The 17,799-nt window shown below is 50.6% G+C and carries 18 protein-coding genes; 5 read left to right on the forward strand and 13 right to left on the reverse strand.

Features of this window, described 5'->3' with window-relative positions:
• Positions 1-35: 35 nt before the first annotated feature.
• The gene (locus ABWW03_RS05815) at positions 36-977 is read right to left on the reverse strand and encodes a DMT family transporter (RefSeq protein ID WP_353406953.1); all 942 of its coding nucleotides are present in this window, start codon (positions 975-977) and stop codon (positions 36-38) included.
• A gap of 63 nt (positions 978-1,040) precedes the next feature.
• Positions 1,041-1,634 carry a DNA-3-methyladenine glycosylase I gene (locus tag ABWW03_RS05820; RefSeq protein ID WP_353406955.1) on the reverse strand — a complete coding sequence of 198 codons (594 nt, stop codon included), beginning with the start codon at positions 1,632-1,634 and terminating at the stop codon, positions 1,041-1,043.
• A gap of 163 nt (positions 1,635-1,797) precedes the next feature.
• On the opposite strand from ABWW03_RS05820, the gene pip reads away from it, so the two are divergent.
• Both pip and dtd read left to right on the forward strand, forming a co-directional pair.
• Positions 1,798-2,769 carry a prolyl aminopeptidase gene (gene pip, locus ABWW03_RS05825; RefSeq protein WP_353406956.1) on the forward strand — a complete coding sequence of 324 codons (972 nt, stop codon included), beginning with the start codon at positions 1,798-1,800 and terminating at the stop codon, positions 2,767-2,769.
• 104 nt (positions 2,770-2,873) lie between these two features.
• On the forward strand, positions 2,874-3,314 hold the full coding sequence (dtd, locus tag ABWW03_RS05830) for a D-aminoacyl-tRNA deacylase (RefSeq protein ID WP_353406957.1): 441 nt from the start codon (positions 2,874-2,876) through the stop codon (positions 3,312-3,314).
• Positions 3,315-3,382: 68 nt separating this feature from the next.
• On the opposite strand, the gene tatC is transcribed toward dtd, so the two are convergent.
• From tatC to ubiE, 8 genes are all read right to left on the reverse strand, one after another.
• The gene (gene tatC, locus ABWW03_RS05835; protein WP_353406958.1) at positions 3,383-4,129 is read right to left on the reverse strand and encodes a twin-arginine translocase subunit TatC; all 747 of its coding nucleotides are present in this window, start codon (positions 4,127-4,129) and stop codon (positions 3,383-3,385) included.
• Positions 4,126-4,533 carry a Sec-independent protein translocase protein TatB gene (gene tatB / locus ABWW03_RS05840; protein WP_353406959.1) on the reverse strand — a complete coding sequence of 136 codons (408 nt, stop codon included), beginning with the start codon at positions 4,531-4,533 and terminating at the stop codon, positions 4,126-4,128. Before tatB ends, tatC begins: the two co-directional genes overlap by 4 nt.
• 5 nt (positions 4,534-4,538) lie before the next feature.
• Positions 4,539-4,790, reverse strand: coding sequence for a Sec-independent protein translocase subunit TatA (gene tatA / locus ABWW03_RS05845; protein ID WP_353406961.1), 252 nt, complete (start codon positions 4,788-4,790; stop codon positions 4,539-4,541).
• Positions 4,791-4,840: 50 nt separating this feature from the next.
• Positions 4,841-5,179, reverse strand: coding sequence for a phosphoribosyl-ATP diphosphatase (locus tag ABWW03_RS05850; RefSeq protein WP_353407132.1), 339 nt, complete (start codon positions 5,177-5,179; stop codon positions 4,841-4,843).
• Positions 5,180-5,252: 73 nt separating this feature from the next.
• A complete protein-coding gene (hisI, locus tag ABWW03_RS05855; protein ID WP_353406962.1) occupies positions 5,253-5,639 on the reverse strand; it encodes a phosphoribosyl-AMP cyclohydrolase in 387 nt (128 codons plus the stop codon).
• Between the two features lie 78 nt (positions 5,640-5,717).
• Positions 5,718-7,313, reverse strand: coding sequence for a ubiquinone biosynthesis regulatory protein kinase UbiB (gene ubiB, locus ABWW03_RS05860; protein WP_353406963.1), 1,596 nt, complete (start codon positions 7,311-7,313; stop codon positions 5,718-5,720).
• 5 nt (positions 7,314-7,318) lie between these two features.
• Positions 7,319-7,960, reverse strand: a complete 642-nt coding sequence (locus tag ABWW03_RS05865; protein WP_353406964.1) for a ubiquinone biosynthesis accessory factor UbiJ — start codon at positions 7,958-7,960, stop codon at positions 7,319-7,321.
• Between the two features lie 17 nt (positions 7,961-7,977).
• Entirely contained in the window at positions 7,978-8,739 is a 762-nt protein-coding gene (gene ubiE / locus ABWW03_RS05870; protein WP_353406965.1) for a bifunctional demethylmenaquinone methyltransferase/2-methoxy-6-polyprenyl-1,4-benzoquinol methylase UbiE, read from the reverse strand.
• 254 nt (positions 8,740-8,993) lie between these two features.
• On the opposite strand from ubiE, the gene ABWW03_RS05875 reads away from it, so the two are divergent.
• The gene (locus ABWW03_RS05875; RefSeq protein ID WP_353406966.1) at positions 8,994-10,244 is read left to right on the forward strand and encodes a hypothetical protein; all 1,251 of its coding nucleotides are present in this window, start codon (positions 8,994-8,996) and stop codon (positions 10,242-10,244) included.
• Positions 10,245-10,378: 134 nt separating this feature from the next.
• Here ABWW03_RS05875 and ABWW03_RS05880 read toward each other — a convergent pair whose 3' ends face one another.
• Positions 10,379-11,251, reverse strand: a complete 873-nt coding sequence (locus tag ABWW03_RS05880) for an ABC transporter six-transmembrane domain-containing protein (RefSeq protein WP_353406968.1) — start codon at positions 11,249-11,251, stop codon at positions 10,379-10,381.
• Between the two features lie 127 nt (positions 11,252-11,378).
• Positions 11,379-12,386, reverse strand: a complete 1,008-nt coding sequence (locus ABWW03_RS05885; protein WP_353406969.1) for a helix-turn-helix domain-containing protein — start codon at positions 12,384-12,386, stop codon at positions 11,379-11,381.
• A 123-nt stretch (positions 12,387-12,509) separates the two neighbouring features.
• On the opposite strand from ABWW03_RS05885, the gene ABWW03_RS05890 reads away from it, so the two are divergent.
• On the forward strand, positions 12,510-13,598 hold the full coding sequence (locus ABWW03_RS05890) for an alpha/beta fold hydrolase (protein WP_353406970.1): 1,089 nt from the start codon (positions 12,510-12,512) through the stop codon (positions 13,596-13,598).
• A gap of 34 nt (positions 13,599-13,632) precedes the next feature.
• On the opposite strand, the gene ABWW03_RS05895 is transcribed toward ABWW03_RS05890, so the two are convergent.
• On the reverse strand, positions 13,633-14,268 hold the full coding sequence (locus ABWW03_RS05895) for a glutathione S-transferase family protein (RefSeq protein WP_353406971.1): 636 nt from the start codon (positions 14,266-14,268) through the stop codon (positions 13,633-13,635).
• Between the two features lie 180 nt (positions 14,269-14,448).
• Between ABWW03_RS05895 and ABWW03_RS05900 the strand changes: the two genes are divergently transcribed.
• The gene (locus ABWW03_RS05900; RefSeq protein ID WP_353406972.1) at positions 14,449-17,754 is read left to right on the forward strand and encodes a VPS10 domain-containing protein; all 3,306 of its coding nucleotides are present in this window, start codon (positions 14,449-14,451) and stop codon (positions 17,752-17,754) included.
• Positions 17,755-17,799 lie beyond the last annotated feature (45 nt).

Consider the following 17,799-nt stretch of genomic DNA (forward strand, 5'->3'; position numbering starts at 1 on the left):
TATGTCTGTCGAACATGGGGCTGTGTTCTGAAACTCTAATCCAGGCTCGGGCTGCTGGTTTGGTCCAGTGGTTGCATTTTGGCTTTTCGGCGCCCGCCAAGCTCCGCATAGAGCATGGCGCTGATGATCAGGCCGGCACCAATCCATCCTTTGACGCCGAGTTGCTCGTCCAAAAAAATATACGCAAATAAATGGGCGAAGATGGGTTCCAGTGCAAACACCAGCGCTACCTTGTGAGGCTCAAGCAAACGTTGGCTTGAGGTTTGTGCCCAGTAGGCGAAGGCGCTGCCCAGAATGGCGGAATACAGAATCGCCTGAATAACGATGCTACTGCTTAGTTGTTCCAGCAGTGGAGGATATTCCTGGGTTTCGCCAATGCCTAAAACGGCGGCGATGGCGCTGTACACCGCCACGGCCGCCAGTTGATACACGCTCAGTAATACCACCGGATAACGATCGGCATAACGGTCGGTGAAGCAGATGTGTGAGGCGAAGCAAATGGCGCAGACGGTGATCAGAATGTCGCCGCTGTTAAATTCCAGTTTGTCTCCCACCGTCAGCATGTAGAGGCCGGCAGTGGCAAGAGCGACACTGATCCAGACGGCTTTGTCCACGTGTTTGCGGAACAATAAAAAAGCGATGACAGGGGTTAATGGAACACACAGGCCGGTAATAAAGCCGGCATTGGAGACGCTGGTGTACAACATGCCCTGGGTTTGCGTGCTGAAGCCTAAAAACAACAACAGGCCGAGGCCAAAACCGACCTTAAGTACCGGGCCGTGCCCACTGAAGCTTGAACGCTCCCTGGAAACCCACCACAGAGGTAACAGGCACAGAGCTGCCAAGCCAAAGCGGAAAGTATTGAAGGTATTGACGGCCACAATATCGATGGCTTTGTCGATAACCACAAAGCCGCCGCCCCAGATAATGTTCACCATCACCAGGGCCCAAAATGCCGAAACTCCAGAGCGAATCATCGTATAAACCTGCTAAATATGACGCAAAGCAGACCATGGTATCAGAACCACGAAGCAGGGTCTTTAGCGCGCCAGTTTGTTTACTTGGGTGCGGCGGAAGCAATCTTGGCTGTGATCGTTCACCAGGCCGCAGGCCTGCATGTGGGCATAACAGATGGTTGAACCAAAGAACTTGAAGCCCCGCTTTTTCAAGTCTTTGCTGATGGCATCCGAGATGTCGGTGGTCGCGGGATATTCTTCCAATTTGCTGATCTTGTTCTTAATGGGTTTGTGGTCGACGTAAGCCCACATATAGTCGCTGAAACTGCCGAATTCCTTTTGGATATCCAGAAAGACTTGGGCGTTGCTGATAGCGGCTTCGATTTTTCCACGGTGTCGAATGATGCCTGGGTTTTGCACCAATTCATCAACCTTAGCGGTATCGAACTTGGCAACTTTTTTGGCATTAAAGTTCGCAAAGGCCTTGCGATAACCCTCGCGACGCTGAAGCACGGTGTACCAGCTGAGCCCGGCCTGGGCTGATTCCAAAATCAGGAATTCGAACATGACCTTGTCGTCGTAAACGGGAACGCCCCACTCCTCATCATGATATCGCACATAATCTTCTTTACTGGTGTCTAGCCATGGGCAGCGGCAGGGGGATTTTTTGCTTGGCATGAATGCTCTCCTTATTGACCTGCTTATCATAAGGGCATGGCTTTTTAGGGCAAGGGCCGTTTCTTTGATATGCTTGCAAAACTGTCAGGAGAATAACTTCTATACTGTTCCTGAGGCTCGTTTTAGCCTGTTGTCATTCATAACGCCAGGAGTGCTTGTACCTATGTTGATGCTCTATCCTTCCATCAAGCCCTATAAGACGTTTTATTTGTCCGTTTCGGATGGCCATCAACTGTATGTTGAGGAGTGTGGAAATCCAGAGGGAATTCCGGTGCTGTTTGTTCATGGCGGGCCCGGGGGCGGATGCAGTCAGAAAGACCGATGCTTCTTTGACCCGGAAATGTATCGAATCATTTTGTTCGATCAGCGTGGGGCTGGACGCTCTTTGCCCCATGCTGAACTGGAAGCCAATAACACCCAGAAGCTGATTGACGATATTGAGCAGATTCGTGAGCGTCTGGAGGTTGAACAATGGGTGCTATTTGGTGGCTCCTGGGGGTCAACCCTGAGTCTGCTCTATGCCCAAGCGCATGCCGATAAGGTCATGGGCATGATTCTGCGTGGGATCTTTTTATGTCGAGATCGGGATCTGCAATGGTTTTACCAAGAGGGTGCCCACCACATTTTTCCCGATTATTGGCAAGACTATGAAGAGATTATCCCGCCGGCTGAACGGGAGAACATGATCTCGGCTTATTATCGACGCCTCACCGGAAGTGATGAATTGGCAAAAATGAACGCTGCCAAGCACTGGTCGTTGTGGGAAGGGCGTTGTTCTACCCTAAGACCCAGCGCTGATAAGGAAGCGCATTTTTCAGATCCCCATGTGGCTTTGGCGATGGCGCGCATCGAAGCGCATTATTTCGTAAACGATGCCTTTATCGAGCAGAACCAGATTATTGATCATGCCGATAAGTTGGCGGGTATCCCAACCACTATTGTTCACGGGCGTTACGATATGGTGTGCCCCTTGGACAATGCGGTGAGTCTGTATGATGCTCTGCCAGATTCCGAGTTGCATATTATTCGTGATGCAGGCCATGCCTCGAGCGAACCGAGCATTACTGATGCGCTGGTTCGAGCCACGGAAGAGATGGCTGAGCGCTTCAAGGGGGATTTTCATCGCGGCGCGTAGTTCGCGGGATATTGATCTTTTAGGAATAAGCCGCACAATGCGCAGTGTGGCAAACCCCCATTCAGAGGCAGCCCTTATCGGTTGCCTTTTTAGTAAGGACAAATGTGAAAGGTTTAATTCAAAGAGTTCGTCATGCCAATGTTGTAATTGATGGCGAAGAAGTTGGTGCGATTGAACAGGGTATTCTGTTATTGCTGGGCATTGAGAAACATGACACTGAAGAGCAGGCGGATAAGCTGCTCGATAAGTTGCTTAAATATCGCATTTTTTCTGATGCGGAAGAGCGTATGAATTTGAGCGTGAGTGATATTGAAGGTGGTGTGTTGGCGATTTCTCAATTTACCTTGGCGGCGGAAACTAAAAAAGGTTTGCGGCCCGGTTTTTCAACGGCCAAACCTCCAGCGGAAGCCGAAGTGTTGTACGATTATTTTGTACAACGTTTGCGGGATAAACATCAAGGCAAGGTTGCCAGTGGTCAGTTTGGTGCGGATATGAAGGTCAGTCTCTGCAACGATGGGCCGGTGACGTTTATGTTGGAAATGTAACACTATGGTGGAGCTGGGCCTTGATATCGTCTTGCCTCACCTATTTTGCTCGTCACGAAGGAAACGCCTTAGGTATTGTCTTTCGAACGCACCAGCATTTTACCCATAACAATGCCCACCTCAAACAATAGCCACATCGGTAACGCCAGCAGCAGCTGGGAAATAACATCGGGTGGTGTCAGCAACATGCCAAGAATAAAACAGCCGACAATAATGTAAGGCCGCTTCTCGCCCAGGCTTTCCGGTGTGCTGACGCCGGCAGAAATCAGAATGAACGTGGCGATAGGGATCTCAAAGGCCATGCCGAAGGCAAAAAACAATTTGAGAATAAAATCCAGATAGCTGCCCATATCCGTCATGACTGAGACGCCTTCCGGAGCTACTGAGGTGAAAAAGCCAAACACCAGTGGAAACACCACATAATAAGCAAAGGCGACACCGGCGTAGAACAGCACAACGCTAGAAGCAAAAATCGGCAAGGCCAACTGGCGCTCTTCTTTGTACATCGCGGGGGCGATGAACTGCCATATTTGATAAATCAGAAAGGGCATCGATACAAAGATGGAAGCAAACAGGGTCAGCTTAAAGGGCGTTAAAAATGGCGCAGCGACTTCAGTCGCAATCATGCCGGCGCCCTCGGGCAAGAATTTTTGCAGTGGAGCGGCTACGAAGGTGTAAATATCGTTGGCAAAATAAAACAAGCCGGCAAAGACCAGTAATACGATGAGGATGCAGCGCAGAAGGCGATCGCGTAACTCGATAAGATGTTGAACAAGAGGTTGCTCAACATCTTGTTGTTCATTGGTTTCGCTCATGATGGTGTTTTGCTGTTCTCTGGCTGGGCGTTAGCTGAACGGGTTTCGCTTGCAGGCTCAGGAGCTTGCTCGGCGGGCGTGTGTTCGGCGTTGTCCGGCTGGGTATTCTCTGCAGGATCGCTGTGGCTTGAGTGATGACCTGACTCTTCAAGATCGAGGCTTTTGTTCATCTCGGCTTCGGCGCGCGCCAGACGTTGCATGACTTCTTCATTGTGCAATTGGCGGCGAATATCATCAGCACCAATTTGTTGCTCAATTTCCTGGCGCGTGTCGCTGATGCTGCGTTTAATGCGGCCCCAGTACAACGCCAACTTACGCAGTGTTCCAGGCAAACGCTCCGGCCCGATGACCACCAAGCCAACGACCGCAATCAGCAACAGTTCAAAAAAGCCAATATCAAACATGGAGATTACTTATCGGCTTTTTCAGTTTCAGTTTTTTCAGCGTTCACACTCTCGCTGCTGTCTTTTTCAACTGCTTTGGGCGTTTCTTCCTGATCTTTGTTTTCAGCGTTGTCTTCATCGCTCATGGCTTTCTTGAAACCCTTGATGGCACCGCCCAGGTCACCGCCCAGATTCTTCAGACGTTTGGTTCCGAACAACAGCAGTACGATCACCAGAATGATCAACAGCTGCCAAATGCTAATTCCACCTAAACCCATAATAACTTCCTCGCTCTATAGATCGTGCAACGCTCTATGACGGTCGTTGCTTAACTGTTTTTACGCGCGGCTTTCTCTTCCAGACCGGAAAGATCAAAGCGGCGCTCTAATTCATTGATGACGGCGCTGGCGTCTTCCCCCAGATGACTGAGCATCACCAAGGTGTGAAACCACAAGTCGGCGGTTTCATAAATGACGTCACGGTTGTCGCCGCTGGTTTGGGCATCTTTGGCCGCGAGCACTGTTTCAACAGCCTCTTCGCCAACTTTTTCCAAAATTTTATTCAGACCTTTGTGGTGCAGACTGGCCACATAGGAACTGTCGGGATCGGCGACTTGTTTGCGCTCTTCCAAAATTTTACACAATTGTGTTAATACGTCGTTTGCCATGGTGCTGCTGCGCTCTTCGCTTTGTGATTCCTTGTTGATGCTCTCTTGGAGCATTAACGTTCTTGGTCAGGAATCAGCTGTTGTATATCTCATTGGGGTCTTTTAATACCGGGTCGACTTCCTGCCACTGGCCGTTTTCAAAGCGGCGATAGAGACAGGATTCACGACCGGTATGACAAGCAATACCACCGATTTGTTGAACTTGCATGACGATCATGTCGCCATCACAGTCCAGACGGATTTCTTCAAGCTTTTGGGTATGGCCAGAGCTTTCGCCTTTGTGCCAGAGTTTCTTTCGAGAGCGTGAATAGTACACCGCTTCGTTTCGCTCGACGGTCAAGGTTAAGGATTCCCGGTTCATCCAGGCCATCATTAAAATTCGACCGCTTTTGCTGTCCTGGGCGATGGCGGGTACCAAGCCGTCATCGTCCCATTTTACCTCGTCTAGCCAATCATTCATTGCTCAACCTTTATACTGCCAATGCCGCATTATCGCATAGCGCCTGTCCCGGCTAAAGTTGCCTGGGGTTTTGAAGTGTTAACGGCCTCTGGACCAGAGCAAGGCGAGGCCGAGAACCCCCAGAAACATCGACTGATAAGACCAGCTCACCACGGCTGGGCCGACGGCCATCAGCAGGCAGGCGGTGCCCATCACAGGCCACAGATATGTGCCTTTGCGTATTCGGGGCTCTGGGGCTTTCGCTGTCGCTACGGCAGGACGCAAACGCTGGCGCTCCAGGTTTTCATAGATCAGCTCAGGTATTTCGGGAAACTTCTCCATCCACTCCGGGGCATAGCGTTTGAATTGTCGCCACAGCTCCTTCGGGGCAAAGCGATCTTTCAGCCAACGTTCCAGATAGGGGTGGGCGGTACTCCATAAATCCAGCTCGGGATAGAGCTGGCGGCCCAAGCCTTCGATATTGAGTAGGGTTTTCTGCAGCAACACCAGTTGCGGCTGCACCTGCATATCGAAGCGACGGGCTGTCTGGAACAACTGAATCAGTACTTGGCCAAAAGAAATTTCGGCCAGAGGTTTTTCAAAGATGGGCTCACAAACACTGCGAATGGCGTTCTCAAATTCGCCGATTGGCGTGTCGGCGGGTACCCAGCCGCACTGTACGTGGAGCTCGGCCACCTGGCGATAATCCCGACGAAAGATGGCCAACATGTTTCGGGCCAGATAATACTGATCTTCGCGGTTCAAACTGCCGACAATGGCCATGTCTACGGCGATGTATTGCGGCTGCTTGGGGTTGTCTCGGGAGACAAAAATATTCCCCGGATGCATATCTGCATGGAAGAAATTATCTTCAAACACCTGACGGAAAAAGATGTCGACACCCCGTTCGGCCAGGCGTTTCATGTCGGTGTTTTGGGCTTCGAGCTGCTCGATATCCGTGACCGGGATACCGTAAATACGCTCCATCACCATGACGTTTTGGCGGCAGAATTCCCAGTGTACCTTAGGGACATAGAGCAGAGGAGATTGGTCGAAATTACGGCGCAGTTGGCAGGCGTTGGCCGCTTCCATCTGCAGATTCAGCTCATTCAATATGGTGTGCTGATAATCTTCAACAATCTCCACCGGGCGCAGGCGGCGACCATCCTGGCTAAAACGTTCGACCAGGCGCGCGAGGCGGAACAGTAAGGCAATATCTTCGGCAATAGTGCGCTCAATGCCTGGACGCACGGCCTTCACCACAACGTCTTCACCGCTTTTCAATGTGGCGGTATGAACTTGGGCTACCGACGCAGAGGCGAGCGGAGCTGGAGAAAATTCTGCAAACAGTTCTTCTACAGGTTGGCCGAGAGAGCGTTCGACAATATCTTGGAATTCGCGCTCACTGAAAGGTGCGACATTGTCCTGTAGATGGTTCAGTTCACGGACAATATCGGCAGGCACGAGATCGGGGCGAGTGGATAGGAGCTGGCCAAACTTAATAAAGATCGGGCCGAGTTCCTCCAGAGCGTGGCGCAGGCGTTGGCCGCGACTCAGTTCGCCCTTAGGGAACAGGATCAGCAGGGGTTTGGAGCAGCGGAGCCACCAGGGTTGTTGCTGTCCATCGAGCAGCAAGTCCAAGCGGTAGCGGGCTGCGACGCGCATGATTTTCAGGAGGCGGAAAAAGGCCATCATTCGATTTAGTTTCCTTGCTTGGCCGCAGTAATGGCGGCGTCCAGGCGACGTTTAAGCTTGGCGGCTTTGGCCTCTAGGCGGGCACTGTCATCGCGCACTTTATCAACGGCCTGGTGAAAATCGTCCAGTTCAAAAGGGTGAGGGGTTGCGCGCAGTTCTTCGCTCAGAGCTTCGCCACTGCGTTGCCACACGGCTGGTTCACGTTCGCGTAAGAAGTGAATCCCTTTACGAAGCAAGCCTGCCAGACTTGGGCCGGCGACATCACCGAGTAACTGGCTCAGGGGCTCTTCCCAGTCAATGTCCAACTCCCGGGCAATGGATTGCAGGTCGATCAGTAGGCCAGTGCTGCCAAATACTTGCACGCCGCTATTCGCCAGGCTGTGCTGACTCGACAAGCCCAGCTGGGCGAGCGCGGCGGCGCTGCCCTTTAATTGGCAGTCGATGGGGCCATCGTCGTGTTGGCGCAGATGCACCCGACCATCTTCGAGCAGGACATACGCGGTTATCGCCGGGGCCTGACAGCAAATGTGCAAGGTCTTATCGCCCAGTTGCCGCAAGCGCTGCTGGCTGGCCGGGTCGTAGTTCAGGGCGCTGTTGATCATGCGCTCCAAGCTGGCGAACGCTGCTGTAATAAGCGTGGGGTCCATGGTGGGCTCTTCGGTGATTAGGGCTTGATGCCCTTGTGCAGAGCGACGATACCACCGGTCATATTGTGGTATTCACAGGCCGCAAAGCCGGCATCTGCCATCATTTCTTTCAAGGTGTTTTGATCTGGGTGCATGCGAATCGACTCCGCTAAATAGCGGTAGCTGTCGGCATCATCTGTGATCAGGCGACCCATGGTCGGCAAAAAGGCGAAGGAATAAGCGTCGTAGGCTTTTTCCAGCAGAGGGTTGGCGGGTTTGGAGAATTCCAGTACCAGCAGCCGACCGCCGGGCTTGAGAACGCGCAGCATCGAGCGCAGAGCCAAGTCTTTATCGGTGACATTGCGCAGGCCAAAAGCGATCGTGATGCAATCGAAGGTATTGTCGGCAAAGGGCAGGTATTGGGCATCGGCCTGAGAGACCTGCACATTGCCAGCAACACCCTTGTCGATCAGTTTGTCTCGACCGACCCTCAGCATGGAATCGTTGATGTCTGCCAGAATGACCTGGCCTTCCGGGCCAACCAAACGGCTGAATTTCAAGGTGAGATCACCGGTACCGCCGGCAATGTCCAATACCTTCTGGCCTTTGCGCACACCGGAGAGCTCGATCGTAAAGCGTTTCCACAAACGGTGGATGCCCCCTGACATGACGTCATTCATTAGGTCATATTTGGCTGCTACCGAGTGGAATACATCAGCAACACGACCGGCTTTCTCACCTTTATTGACGGTTTCGTAGCCAAAATGGGTCGTTTCCTGATCCTGTTTGTGCTCGCTCATAGTGCTTTTTCGCTTGGTTTGAAGTCGGGCGCTATTTTACAGGCTGGGGGCGTAATTGCCACGTATAGGCTGTCAGAGTTGAACGGTGGAAATCTGATAGTGCAGGGTTTTCGGGGGCGAGCCGTGTCCATGGCCGCGACCTCTGAGCAAAACTGGCCGATTTGGAGTCAATCCTGTCGTAATCTGCGGGCTTCTACTTTTAAATGGTTTATACTTCAATTTTGCTCAGTAGATAGTAGTAACTAAGGTTTATTATGTCGCAGTCTGGATCTCAGCAACGACCAACGCCGCTGTACAGTCGATTTCGTGATGTCTTCAGAGAAGGCTTCAAAATAGATTGGGTCACCGCCAGTTTTCTCAGTATTACCCATGTGTTGGCGTTGATCGCCACACCCATCGCCTATGTTTATGCCCCTGAAGGTTTGTGGCGCTGGATGTTGGCCTGGACCGTTTTGCATGCACTGATTGGCAGTTTGGCTACCACGGTGTACAGCCATCGTTTGATTGCCCATGGCGCGGCGAAAATGGTGAGTTGGCCGGTCCATATTTTGTTCGGATTTATTGGCCAGGTGATGGCCGTACAGGGCCCGGTACGCCGCTGGGCGGCGATGCATATTATCCACCATGGCGTGGATCGCAACGGTGAACATCGCCGCGACCCATACAGCGCGACCTGGTTCCCGCAAGCTTGGCGCAATTTCGTTTGGTCTCACATGCTGACCTATTATTTTAAGCACCCGGAAGACGATATGATTCGTCGCGCCTACGAGAGTAAGAATCATCCGGCTCTGGTTTGGCAGGAGAAGCTCTATCTGCCTTTATTAGTGGTGTTGAATTTCCTGCTGCCCATGGCCTTGGGTTTGTATCTGGCCGGGTTTGTTGGAATGTTGTGCATGATGATGGCTGGCATTGCCGGTTTTGTGCTGGCTCAGCACAACACTTGGACCGTCAACAGCGTGACACATATGTGGGGTTTTACTCCTGGTGCGTTCAGTTCTGCAGTGAATAACTACGTTTGGTTGGGGCCGCTTGGTGAAGGTAATCACCATGCGGATCATCACGATTTTGCTCGTGACTACCGCAATGGCTTCGGTGTCAGCGGCTGGTTGTTGGACCCGACGCGTTACGTTATTTTGGGCTTACGTGGATTCGGCTTGGTGCGAGGTTTGCATCGAGCGAACAAGCGTCAGGAAGCTGAAATTCTTGCTCGCCGAAAATTACTCCAGGCGCAATCTCAAACCAAAACCGCACGTTGGCAAGCCTGGGAAGAAAAGCTGGAAGCGTTAAAATCGGAATGGTTGGAAGCGGCCCAGCGTTTTGAACAATTTCGGCAGAGAAAAGTGCAATTGAAAGGACAGCTAAAAGCGGCGAGATTGCCGAAAATTGAATTCCGCAAAAAACTGGAATTGCTGAAAGCTGAAATGGAAGTGGCACGCCGAGCCATGCGGGCACGACGTCAGGCGTTTCTGGATGCCCTCTTTGAAATGAGAGCGCTACCCGCATAAAGCGGGTTCTGTCAAAAGAAAGGGGTAAAGTCGCTTGGGCTTTATCCCTTTTTTATTTCAGCCGAATATGAAGGGTGGCCGACTCTTTCCAGTTGCACTTTGTTGAAAGCGCGCGAGGGTGCGCAACTTGAGTGCTATTTAAGGCTCTGCTCGGTGTTTATGTCTGAATTGATTCGGCTCATGATTTCACTCAATCGTGACCAACCTTGCAGTGTCACCGGAAGAATTAATGCGGATTCAACAAAGCTCCAGGAATAGCTGATGACGGAAAAAATGCTCCCCACCGTCACTTCAACGTGCTTGGCGGCGAACCACAGGTTGAACGAAACAAAGCTGAGTAGTAGCAAAAAGATCAATCCGTATACCAGGGATTCGGTGTCGGACAGATTAACTTCAAGTTTCCTCAAACGCCGCAGGTGATGGGAAATCTGCTCCGGCTTTCGGGTTTCCAAGACATCGACCTGTTTTTCCTCCTGATGGTTATACGCCGAGTTTAAACGATAAAAGTATCGATGAAACAGGCTGTATAGCAACAGCATAATCAAAACCGCTGCCAGTGCCGTCAGTGCCAAGGTTGGGTGGAAGGTATAAAGCACAAGCACTGAAATCATGAGCTGCACAATGGATGTCATTAATTCCGGTGCCTGATGTTCCAGGAAGTCGACCAGCTCTCGTCCCATGCCTATCCGAGCGTTCACCACGGATGTGGTCAGTGCGCTGGATCGATGAGTCAGCGTTTTTCCCAGTTCGACACGAATGGTTCCAAAAACCCGAGTATCGTAAATTCTTCGGCTGACACCGAGAATAAGGAGTGCAGCCATCACGGCCATGAGCGTAATAAAATCTTCATGGCGGTCTTCGAGCAAGCCGTCGATAGCAAAGCCAATAAATAACGGTATCAATGTCATCAATACCGTTTCCAATAACGTAAGAAGCCAGGTGACGCTGATGGCTTGCCAGAAACGCTTAAGCAAACTGGCAACCGTCAATGAGAGTCCGTCCAGCATAATGGTGTTCCTTTGCTACTGGATAAGAGAGGAAGTGTTGCTAAGACTAGCACCTTTGTTGGGAGTAATTGGTGTCCGCAATTACTGAAGTGCGTGCGGTGGAGAATGGGGGCTATGGTTGCTGGTCTCAGTTCACACCTGTACGAATCTGCATTGGTGTTTTGCCGTAGTATCGGCGTACGGCCCTGCGAAAGTTCGAGGGTTCCTGATATCCAAATACACTGGCAATGGCGTCGATACTCAAAGCACTATTGCATAGATATTGTGTCACTAATTCCATTTGAACTTGTTGTTGTATCATTCTGAAACCAAAGCCTTCTTTTGCCAGCTTTCTATTGAGCGTTCGGCGAGACATGTGCATGGCTTTAGCGAGATCTGTTTCTTTCAACAGTGGAGGCCCGCTGCAACGAAGTATTTCCCGGACGCGTTGAGTGTACTCGCTGTACCCCAGAGATGAGGCTTTATCACTTTGCTGGTTGCATCGCTCCAATGCTGCTTGCCATAACTCGGGGTTGTACGCTGTGGGGCGAACCAAGGCCAGCTGTGCGGGAATTTCGAATGCGGTGACGGATTCATTAAAGTAGCAGGGACTGTCGAAGTACTCGCGATATTTTTCGATGTAGGAAGGGGGAGGCGTGGCAAAGCGGTAATGACCATCGTAAACGGGTCGCCCTAAAATATTTTGCACAGAGTTCTGCACCGTGCGCATAAACACCTCGAGTTGGGTTTGACGGGTGTCCCCGAGGTCTTCCAGTTCATACGCTTGAACGCATAAATACTGTTGTCCGTTGTACTGTTTGGTGTGGAGTTCCAGATGGATGGAAGAGGCAAACATGCGGCTGTAGCTGACATGGGTCTGTAGACAGTCCTGCAGGCTGGGAGCGCTGATGGCCGCAAGCCCGACAAACCCGTTTGAAAACGCTTCGGCATATTTGCCAAACAATAATCCGAGCTCCGGACGCTCACTGATTGTCAGTGCCAAGCTCAAAAACCCCTGAAATTCACTGTTTTCTAGATACGTCTCACGCTGTAACTGTTCTTCGTTCAGGGGGCTTTGACGCCAAAATTGTTTGAGGTCGACGCCCAGTAATTCCAATTCCCTGGTCACCAGCCGTGCATAATAAACACTAATCATGACAAACCCTGTATTTTTGGCCAAAAATGACACGAAATCGACTCAAGTTCAACTCATTCATTCTTGTGTTTCGTTCCAAACTCACAACTCTCAATATGAGTGTCGATGAAAGGGGAAAGGTTAATGTCAGTGTCGTATGCCGTGAGTCGCGAGCCAGGGAATACTCTATTAACAACTTGGCCTGAAGACTATATTCCTGGTGGACAGAATAATGCTCGCTGGCTTGTACTCAATAAGGGGCCAGATATCGGCAAAAAATTGTTTTATTACGACGTGAGTTTTGGAACAGAAGAGCCTTCGGTAACCTTGTTGCTGGTCCATGGTAACCCTGAGAGCAGTTACACCTATGCCAAGATCATTGCCGACTTGGCAGGCCGAAGTGATTTAAATGTTCGGATAGTGGCGATGGACCACATTGGTTTTGGTTTGTCCGACCAGGCCAGTTTCGAAATGGTGGATTTTCACCACGCGCAAAATTTGAAGCAACTTATCGAGCATCTGGATCTACAAAATATCTTCCTGGGAATTCATGATTGGGGTGGGCCTATTGGTGTAGGTGCTTTGATCGATGAGCCTGATCGGGTGAAGGCAATGCTGATTATGAATACCACGGTTTTTCCCGTTTCCCGTGATGATGGATGGGCTTATGACACCTTTCCATTTTCAGGTTTTTTATCATGGAATCGATTGTCGTACTGGTTGCCAAACATCCTGTGGCCGTATCTTTCGGCCTTGGTGGTTTGTCGGCCTATTTTCAGCCGCTGGAGTTTCGCGAAAGAGTTGTTTGGGTTTTTGGTTGACGCTGTTTCGGGAAGATTGAGTGAACAGGAAAAACTCTATCGCGACATGTTTAAAAGCGATATTAACAGTCGAAGCTCTCGTCGGAATGCTCGTCAGACCCATTGTTGGGGGTATGGATACCAGTACGAAGACGATGTCATGGGAAAGCAAGACAGTCATCGGTTCTATCAAAATATACAGGAAAATATAGCCGAAGTTTGGGGTGAGCGTATTCTGGCGATTGGATACTTTGGCCAATGGGATGTGTTGGCCAAACCTTCGGTATTACAACAGTGGTATCAGCATTTACCCCAGCTTAAACATCGCGTCTCCCTCTACCCGCAGCGAGGACATTTCATTGAAGAATGGGAATTTTCGGATATTGCCGAGGGCATTACGTCGACGATCAAGGCACTTCAATCTCAACCGTAAACTTCAAGGGAAAGCGTTGCTTTCCCTTGTCCCATTAAGCCTCAACCATTGACACCGCAGTATCCAGTTTGGCTTCTATTTCGTCTGCTTTTTGAAAGAGATCCTGACTGGCCAGGAATTCATAATAGCGTTGCAAATTCGGGAAGAAGGCCAGTGCGCCACTACGATGCAGGGCGTCCACAATAAAGCTCATCATAATGTCCGCGCCACTGAGGGTGTTCCCAATCAAAAAGTTGGCGCCGGCTTTGTCGTTGAAAAAGCCCATCACCTTCGCAACCTCAGCTTGGGCATACTGGTCCAACATATTCATCTTGGCACCGTCTTTATCGATGAACATCTTCAGAAGGAGTGGCAAAATGGCGGAGCTCTCGGCAAAGTGCATCCACTGCAAATAATCGATGTAATCGTCGCTGTCAGCGGCGGGAATCATATCGGGACGATATTGCTGGCAAAGGAATTCGGTGATGGCGCCGGATTCGGCAATTACCCGCCCCTTGTGTTCAATCACCGGGGATTTACCGAGGGGATGGACCGCTTTTAAGGCCTCGGGGGCCAGATTGCTCTGGGCATCTCGTTGGTAGGCTTCAATACGGTATTCAACGCCAAGTTCTTCCAGCAGCCAAATAATTCGCTTCGAGCGGGATTTGTTCAGATGGTGCAAAACGATCATGGAAACTCCTTTATTATTGTCATCGTTTCTTGTATTCGGAAACCGTCGAATTTTGTCTCATGAGGCGAACGGCTCACCGCATTGGTTTCGATCTTTTCCGTAGACTCTCAATATATCACTGAATATAGTGTTATGTTATAACGTTTTTGGTTTCCCAACATTCATAAATAGGAATTCGCTATGTACAAGTCAGGGCTTACACGCTCTTTGCAAGGCATGTTGGTGGGCACTCTGTGCGCACTGATCAGTTTGCCTGTTCTGGCAGAGAAGGAAAAGGAAGATGATGCGCCGCTATCCAGTGCGACCTTTAAAGGATTATCACTGAGAAACATTGGACCGGGTTTTATGTCGGGGCGAATTGCGGATATTGCCATTGATCCAAAAGATACCAGTGTTTGGTACGTTGGGGTGGGTTCCGGCGGTGTGTGGAAAACCAAAAACTCGGGGGTTACCTGGAAACCAGTTTTCGATGAGCAGGCGGTGTATTCCATCGGTGCGGTGGTATTGGATCCGAACAACAGCAATACCGTATGGGTGGGCAGCGGAGAAAATGTAGGCGGGCGCCACATCAGTTTTGGTGACGGCGTTTATGTCAGCCACAATGGTGGGGCCAAGTGGACGAATGTGGGGCTGAAAGATTCTGGCCATATCTCCGAGATTATTGTTCACCCGAAAGATGCGAATACCGTATGGGTGGCGGCTCAAGGTCCGTTGTGGAAAAAAGGTGGCGAGCGCGGCCTGTTTAAAACCACAGATGGAGGTAAGTCTTGGAAAAAAGTTCTAGGAGACAATGAATGGGTTGGTGTCACGGATGTGGTGATCGATCCCCGCGATCCGGATGTTTTGTATGCTGCAACCTGGCAGCGGCATCGCACGGTGGCCGCTTACTACGGTGGTGGCCCCGGTTCTGGATTGCATAAATCGAACGATGGCGGTGAAACCTGGCAAAAGTTGGAGCAGGGCTTGCCCAAGGTTGAAATGGGAAAAATTGGCTTAGCCATCTCGCCGATTGACCCGGATGTCGTGTACGCTGCAATCGAGTTGAATCGACGCAAGGGAGCTGTTTATCGTTCAGAGGATCGAGGTGCGTCCTGGGTGAAAGGCGCTGATGCTGTTGCCGGTGGCACAGGGCCCCATTACTACCAAGAGCTGTATGCCAGCCCCCATTATTTTGACCACATTTATTTAGCCGGTGTGCGCATGCAGGAATCGAAAGATGGCGGTAAAACGTTCACTGCGATGAAAGAAGAGCATAAGCACAGTGACAATCATGCGATGGAATTTATCACCAATGATAAAAACTACATGATGGTGGGTTCTGATGGGGGCATCTACGAGAGCTTTGATAAGGGTGATCACTGGCGTTATCACGCCAATCTTCCGATTACTCAATATTACAAAGTTGCGGTAGATGATGATGCGCCTTTCTACAATATCTATGGCGGCACCCAGGATAATAATTCCCAAGGTGGTCCTTCGAGAACGGACAGTGCTCACGGAATTCTGAATTCTGATTGGGAAGTGATTCTGTTTGGTGATGGCCATCAACCTGCAACCGAACCAGGCAATCCAGACATTGTTTATGCTGAATGGCAGCAGGGTAATCTGACCCGTTACGACCGAACCACAGGAGAAATGGTTTACATCAAGCCGCAACCAGGTAAAGGTGAAGCCCCTGAACGCTACAACTGGGACGCGCCTATTCTGGTCAGCCCACATAAGCCAAGTCGTTTGTATTTCGCGTCGCACAGAGTTTGGCGTTCCGAAGACCGTGGCGATACATGGACGGCGATTTCAGGAGACCTTACGCAAAACCTGAAGCGGATTGAGCAACCTATCATGGGAAGCAAGCAGGGGTGGGATGGTGCTTGGGATATCTTTGCGATGTCTCAGTTCAGCACGATTACCTCTTTGTCGGAATCACCTGTGCTGGAAGGCCTGCTGTATGCAGGAACCGATGATGGTCATATTCAGATCAGTGACAATGGTGGCGAATCCTGGAGAAAGGTGACTGTTGGCAGTTTGCCCGGTGTACCTAAAACGGCTTTTGTCAACGATATCAAAGCTGATATGTTTGATGCCGATACGGTGTACATCGCGTTGGATAATCACAAGTATGGGGATTACAAACCGTATTTGCTGAAGAGCACTAATCGCGGCAAATCCTGGAAGTCTATGGCGGGAGACTTACCTGCCAAGCATCTGGTATGGCGGGTCGTGCAAGATCATGTTGATCCTGAGTTGTTTTTTGCGGGTACTGAATTTGGTTTGTTCTTTACGGTCGACAGCGGTAAGAAATGGGTGAAGTTGAAAGGCAATGTGCCAACCATTTCCTTCCGTGATCTGGCGATTCAACGCCGCGAAAATGATTTGGTCGGCGCCAGTTTTGGTCGAGGCTTTTTTGTTCTTGATGACTACAGTGCGTTGAGGAATCTGTCAGAAGAAAAGCTTGAGCAAGAGTCCCTGTTATTTCCAACCCGAGACGCACTTTGGTACATCGAAAGAACCCCTCTGGGTGTTGGCGCGATCGGCTCGCAAGGTGAAAACACTTTCCGTTCTCCGAACCCGGAGTTCGGTGCTACCTTCACTTACTACCTCAAAGACGACATCAAAAGCCTGAAAGAAATTCGTCAGGCCAAAGAGAAGTCACTGAAGAAAGACAAAAAGCCAATTGCTTTGCCTTCTTGGAAGGCTCTTGAAGCGGAAGAGCGCCAGCAAAAACCGACACTGTGGTTTACCATTCGTGATGAAGAGGGCAAGGTTGTCCGCAAGATTTCTGGGAAGGCCAAAAAAGGTGTGCAGCGCGTTACCTGGGATTTACGCTGGCCTGCGCCACAAGCCATTGGTTTGCAGGGGGATTACTTTGAGCCCGAGCCCAGAGGCCCATTGGTTGCGCCGGGCCAGTACACCGTTAGCATGAGTAAGGAAGTTGATGGCCGAGTGAGTGAGTTGCAAGCCGCACAGCCTTTTGATGTCGTGCAAATGCACAAGCGCGGGGCCCTGAAGGACATTGATGGCGTTAAAGTGGCCGAGTTCTGGAAAGCACTGGCTGATGCCCAGCGTTTGTCGACGGCAACGGCTCAGGCATTGGCTAATGCCGTGCAGCGCCTGAACATGTTGGAGGAGTCTTTGGATCGCACTTCGGTTGCGCCGGGTGAATATGATGCGAAGTTTGCTAAATTGCGTTCACAACTATTGGCATTGGATACTCGCTTGAATGGCAATTCGGCCAAAAATCAGATCGGTGCCTGGGGTGATGACGTCAGTGTGTTCACCCGGTTGTTCCATGCGCAAATTGGTACGTTTAAGTCCACTTATGGACCAACGCCGGCGATTCAATCCAGCCTGGATATGGCCAGAGAAGAGTTGTTGCAGGTGCGCGGAGAGTTGAATGCATTAATTGGGGAAGACATCCCTGCCTTTGAAAAAGAACTTCAATCATTGGGGGCCCCCTGGGTGCCAGGGCAATCTTTGCCTGGGCTTTAGGTTACACACCTTCAAGGTGAATTAAAAAAGGGCTCTTAACGAGCC

The organism is Pseudoteredinibacter isoporae, from assembly GCF_040372805.1.
Lineage (GTDB): Bacteria > Pseudomonadota > Gammaproteobacteria > Pseudomonadales > Cellvibrionaceae > Pseudoteredinibacter > Pseudoteredinibacter isoporae_A.

What these genes read in the sequence shown, in the direction of transcription:
- ABWW03_RS05880 (WP_353406968.1), bottom strand. Translation starts at nt 11,251, where the DNA reads ATGCTGGACGGACTCTCATTGACGGTTGCCAGTTTGCTTAAGCGTTTC.
- ABWW03_RS05900 (WP_353406972.1), top strand. Translation starts at nt 14,449, where the DNA reads ATGTACAAGTCAGGGCTTACACGCTCTTTGCAAGGCATGTTGGTGGGC.
- ubiB (WP_353406963.1), bottom strand. Translation starts at nt 7,313, where the DNA reads ATGATGGCCTTTTTCCGCCTCCTGAAAATCATGCGCGTCGCAGCCCGC.
- pip (WP_353406956.1), top strand. Translation starts at nt 1,798, where the DNA reads ATGTTGATGCTCTATCCTTCCATCAAGCCCTATAAGACGTTTTATTTG.
- ABWW03_RS05895 (WP_353406971.1), bottom strand. Translation starts at nt 14,268, where the DNA reads ATGATCGTTTTGCACCATCTGAACAAATCCCGCTCGAAGCGAATTATT.
- ABWW03_RS05865 (WP_353406964.1), bottom strand. Translation starts at nt 7,960, where the DNA reads ATGGACCCCACGCTTATTACAGCAGCGTTCGCCAGCTTGGAGCGCATG.
- ABWW03_RS05820 (WP_353406955.1), bottom strand. Translation starts at nt 1,634, where the DNA reads ATGCCAAGCAAAAAATCCCCCTGCCGCTGCCCATGGCTAGACACCAGT.
- ABWW03_RS05885 (WP_353406969.1), bottom strand. Translation starts at nt 12,386, where the DNA reads ATGATTAGTGTTTATTATGCACGGCTGGTGACCAGGGAATTGGAATTA.
- hisI (WP_353406962.1), bottom strand. Translation starts at nt 5,639, where the DNA reads ATGAATGATTGGCTAGACGAGGTAAAATGGGACGATGACGGCTTGGTA.
- ABWW03_RS05890 (WP_353406970.1), top strand. Translation starts at nt 12,510, where the DNA reads ATGTCAGTGTCGTATGCCGTGAGTCGCGAGCCAGGGAATACTCTATTA.
- ubiE (WP_353406965.1), bottom strand. Translation starts at nt 8,739, where the DNA reads ATGAGCGAGCACAAACAGGATCAGGAAACGACCCATTTTGGCTACGAA.
- ABWW03_RS05875 (WP_353406966.1), top strand. Translation starts at nt 8,994, where the DNA reads ATGTCGCAGTCTGGATCTCAGCAACGACCAACGCCGCTGTACAGTCGA.
- ABWW03_RS05815 (WP_353406953.1), bottom strand. Translation starts at nt 977, where the DNA reads ATGATTCGCTCTGGAGTTTCGGCATTTTGGGCCCTGGTGATGGTGAAC.
- tatA (WP_353406961.1), bottom strand. Translation starts at nt 4,790, where the DNA reads ATGGGTTTAGGTGGAATTAGCATTTGGCAGCTGTTGATCATTCTGGTG.
- tatB (WP_353406959.1), bottom strand. Translation starts at nt 4,533, where the DNA reads ATGTTTGATATTGGCTTTTTTGAACTGTTGCTGATTGCGGTCGTTGGC.
- ABWW03_RS05850 (WP_353407132.1), bottom strand. Translation starts at nt 5,179, where the DNA reads ATGGCAAACGACGTATTAACACAATTGTGTAAAATTTTGGAAGAGCGC.
- tatC (WP_353406958.1), bottom strand. Translation starts at nt 4,129, where the DNA reads ATGAGCGAAACCAATGAACAACAAGATGTTGAGCAACCTCTTGTTCAA.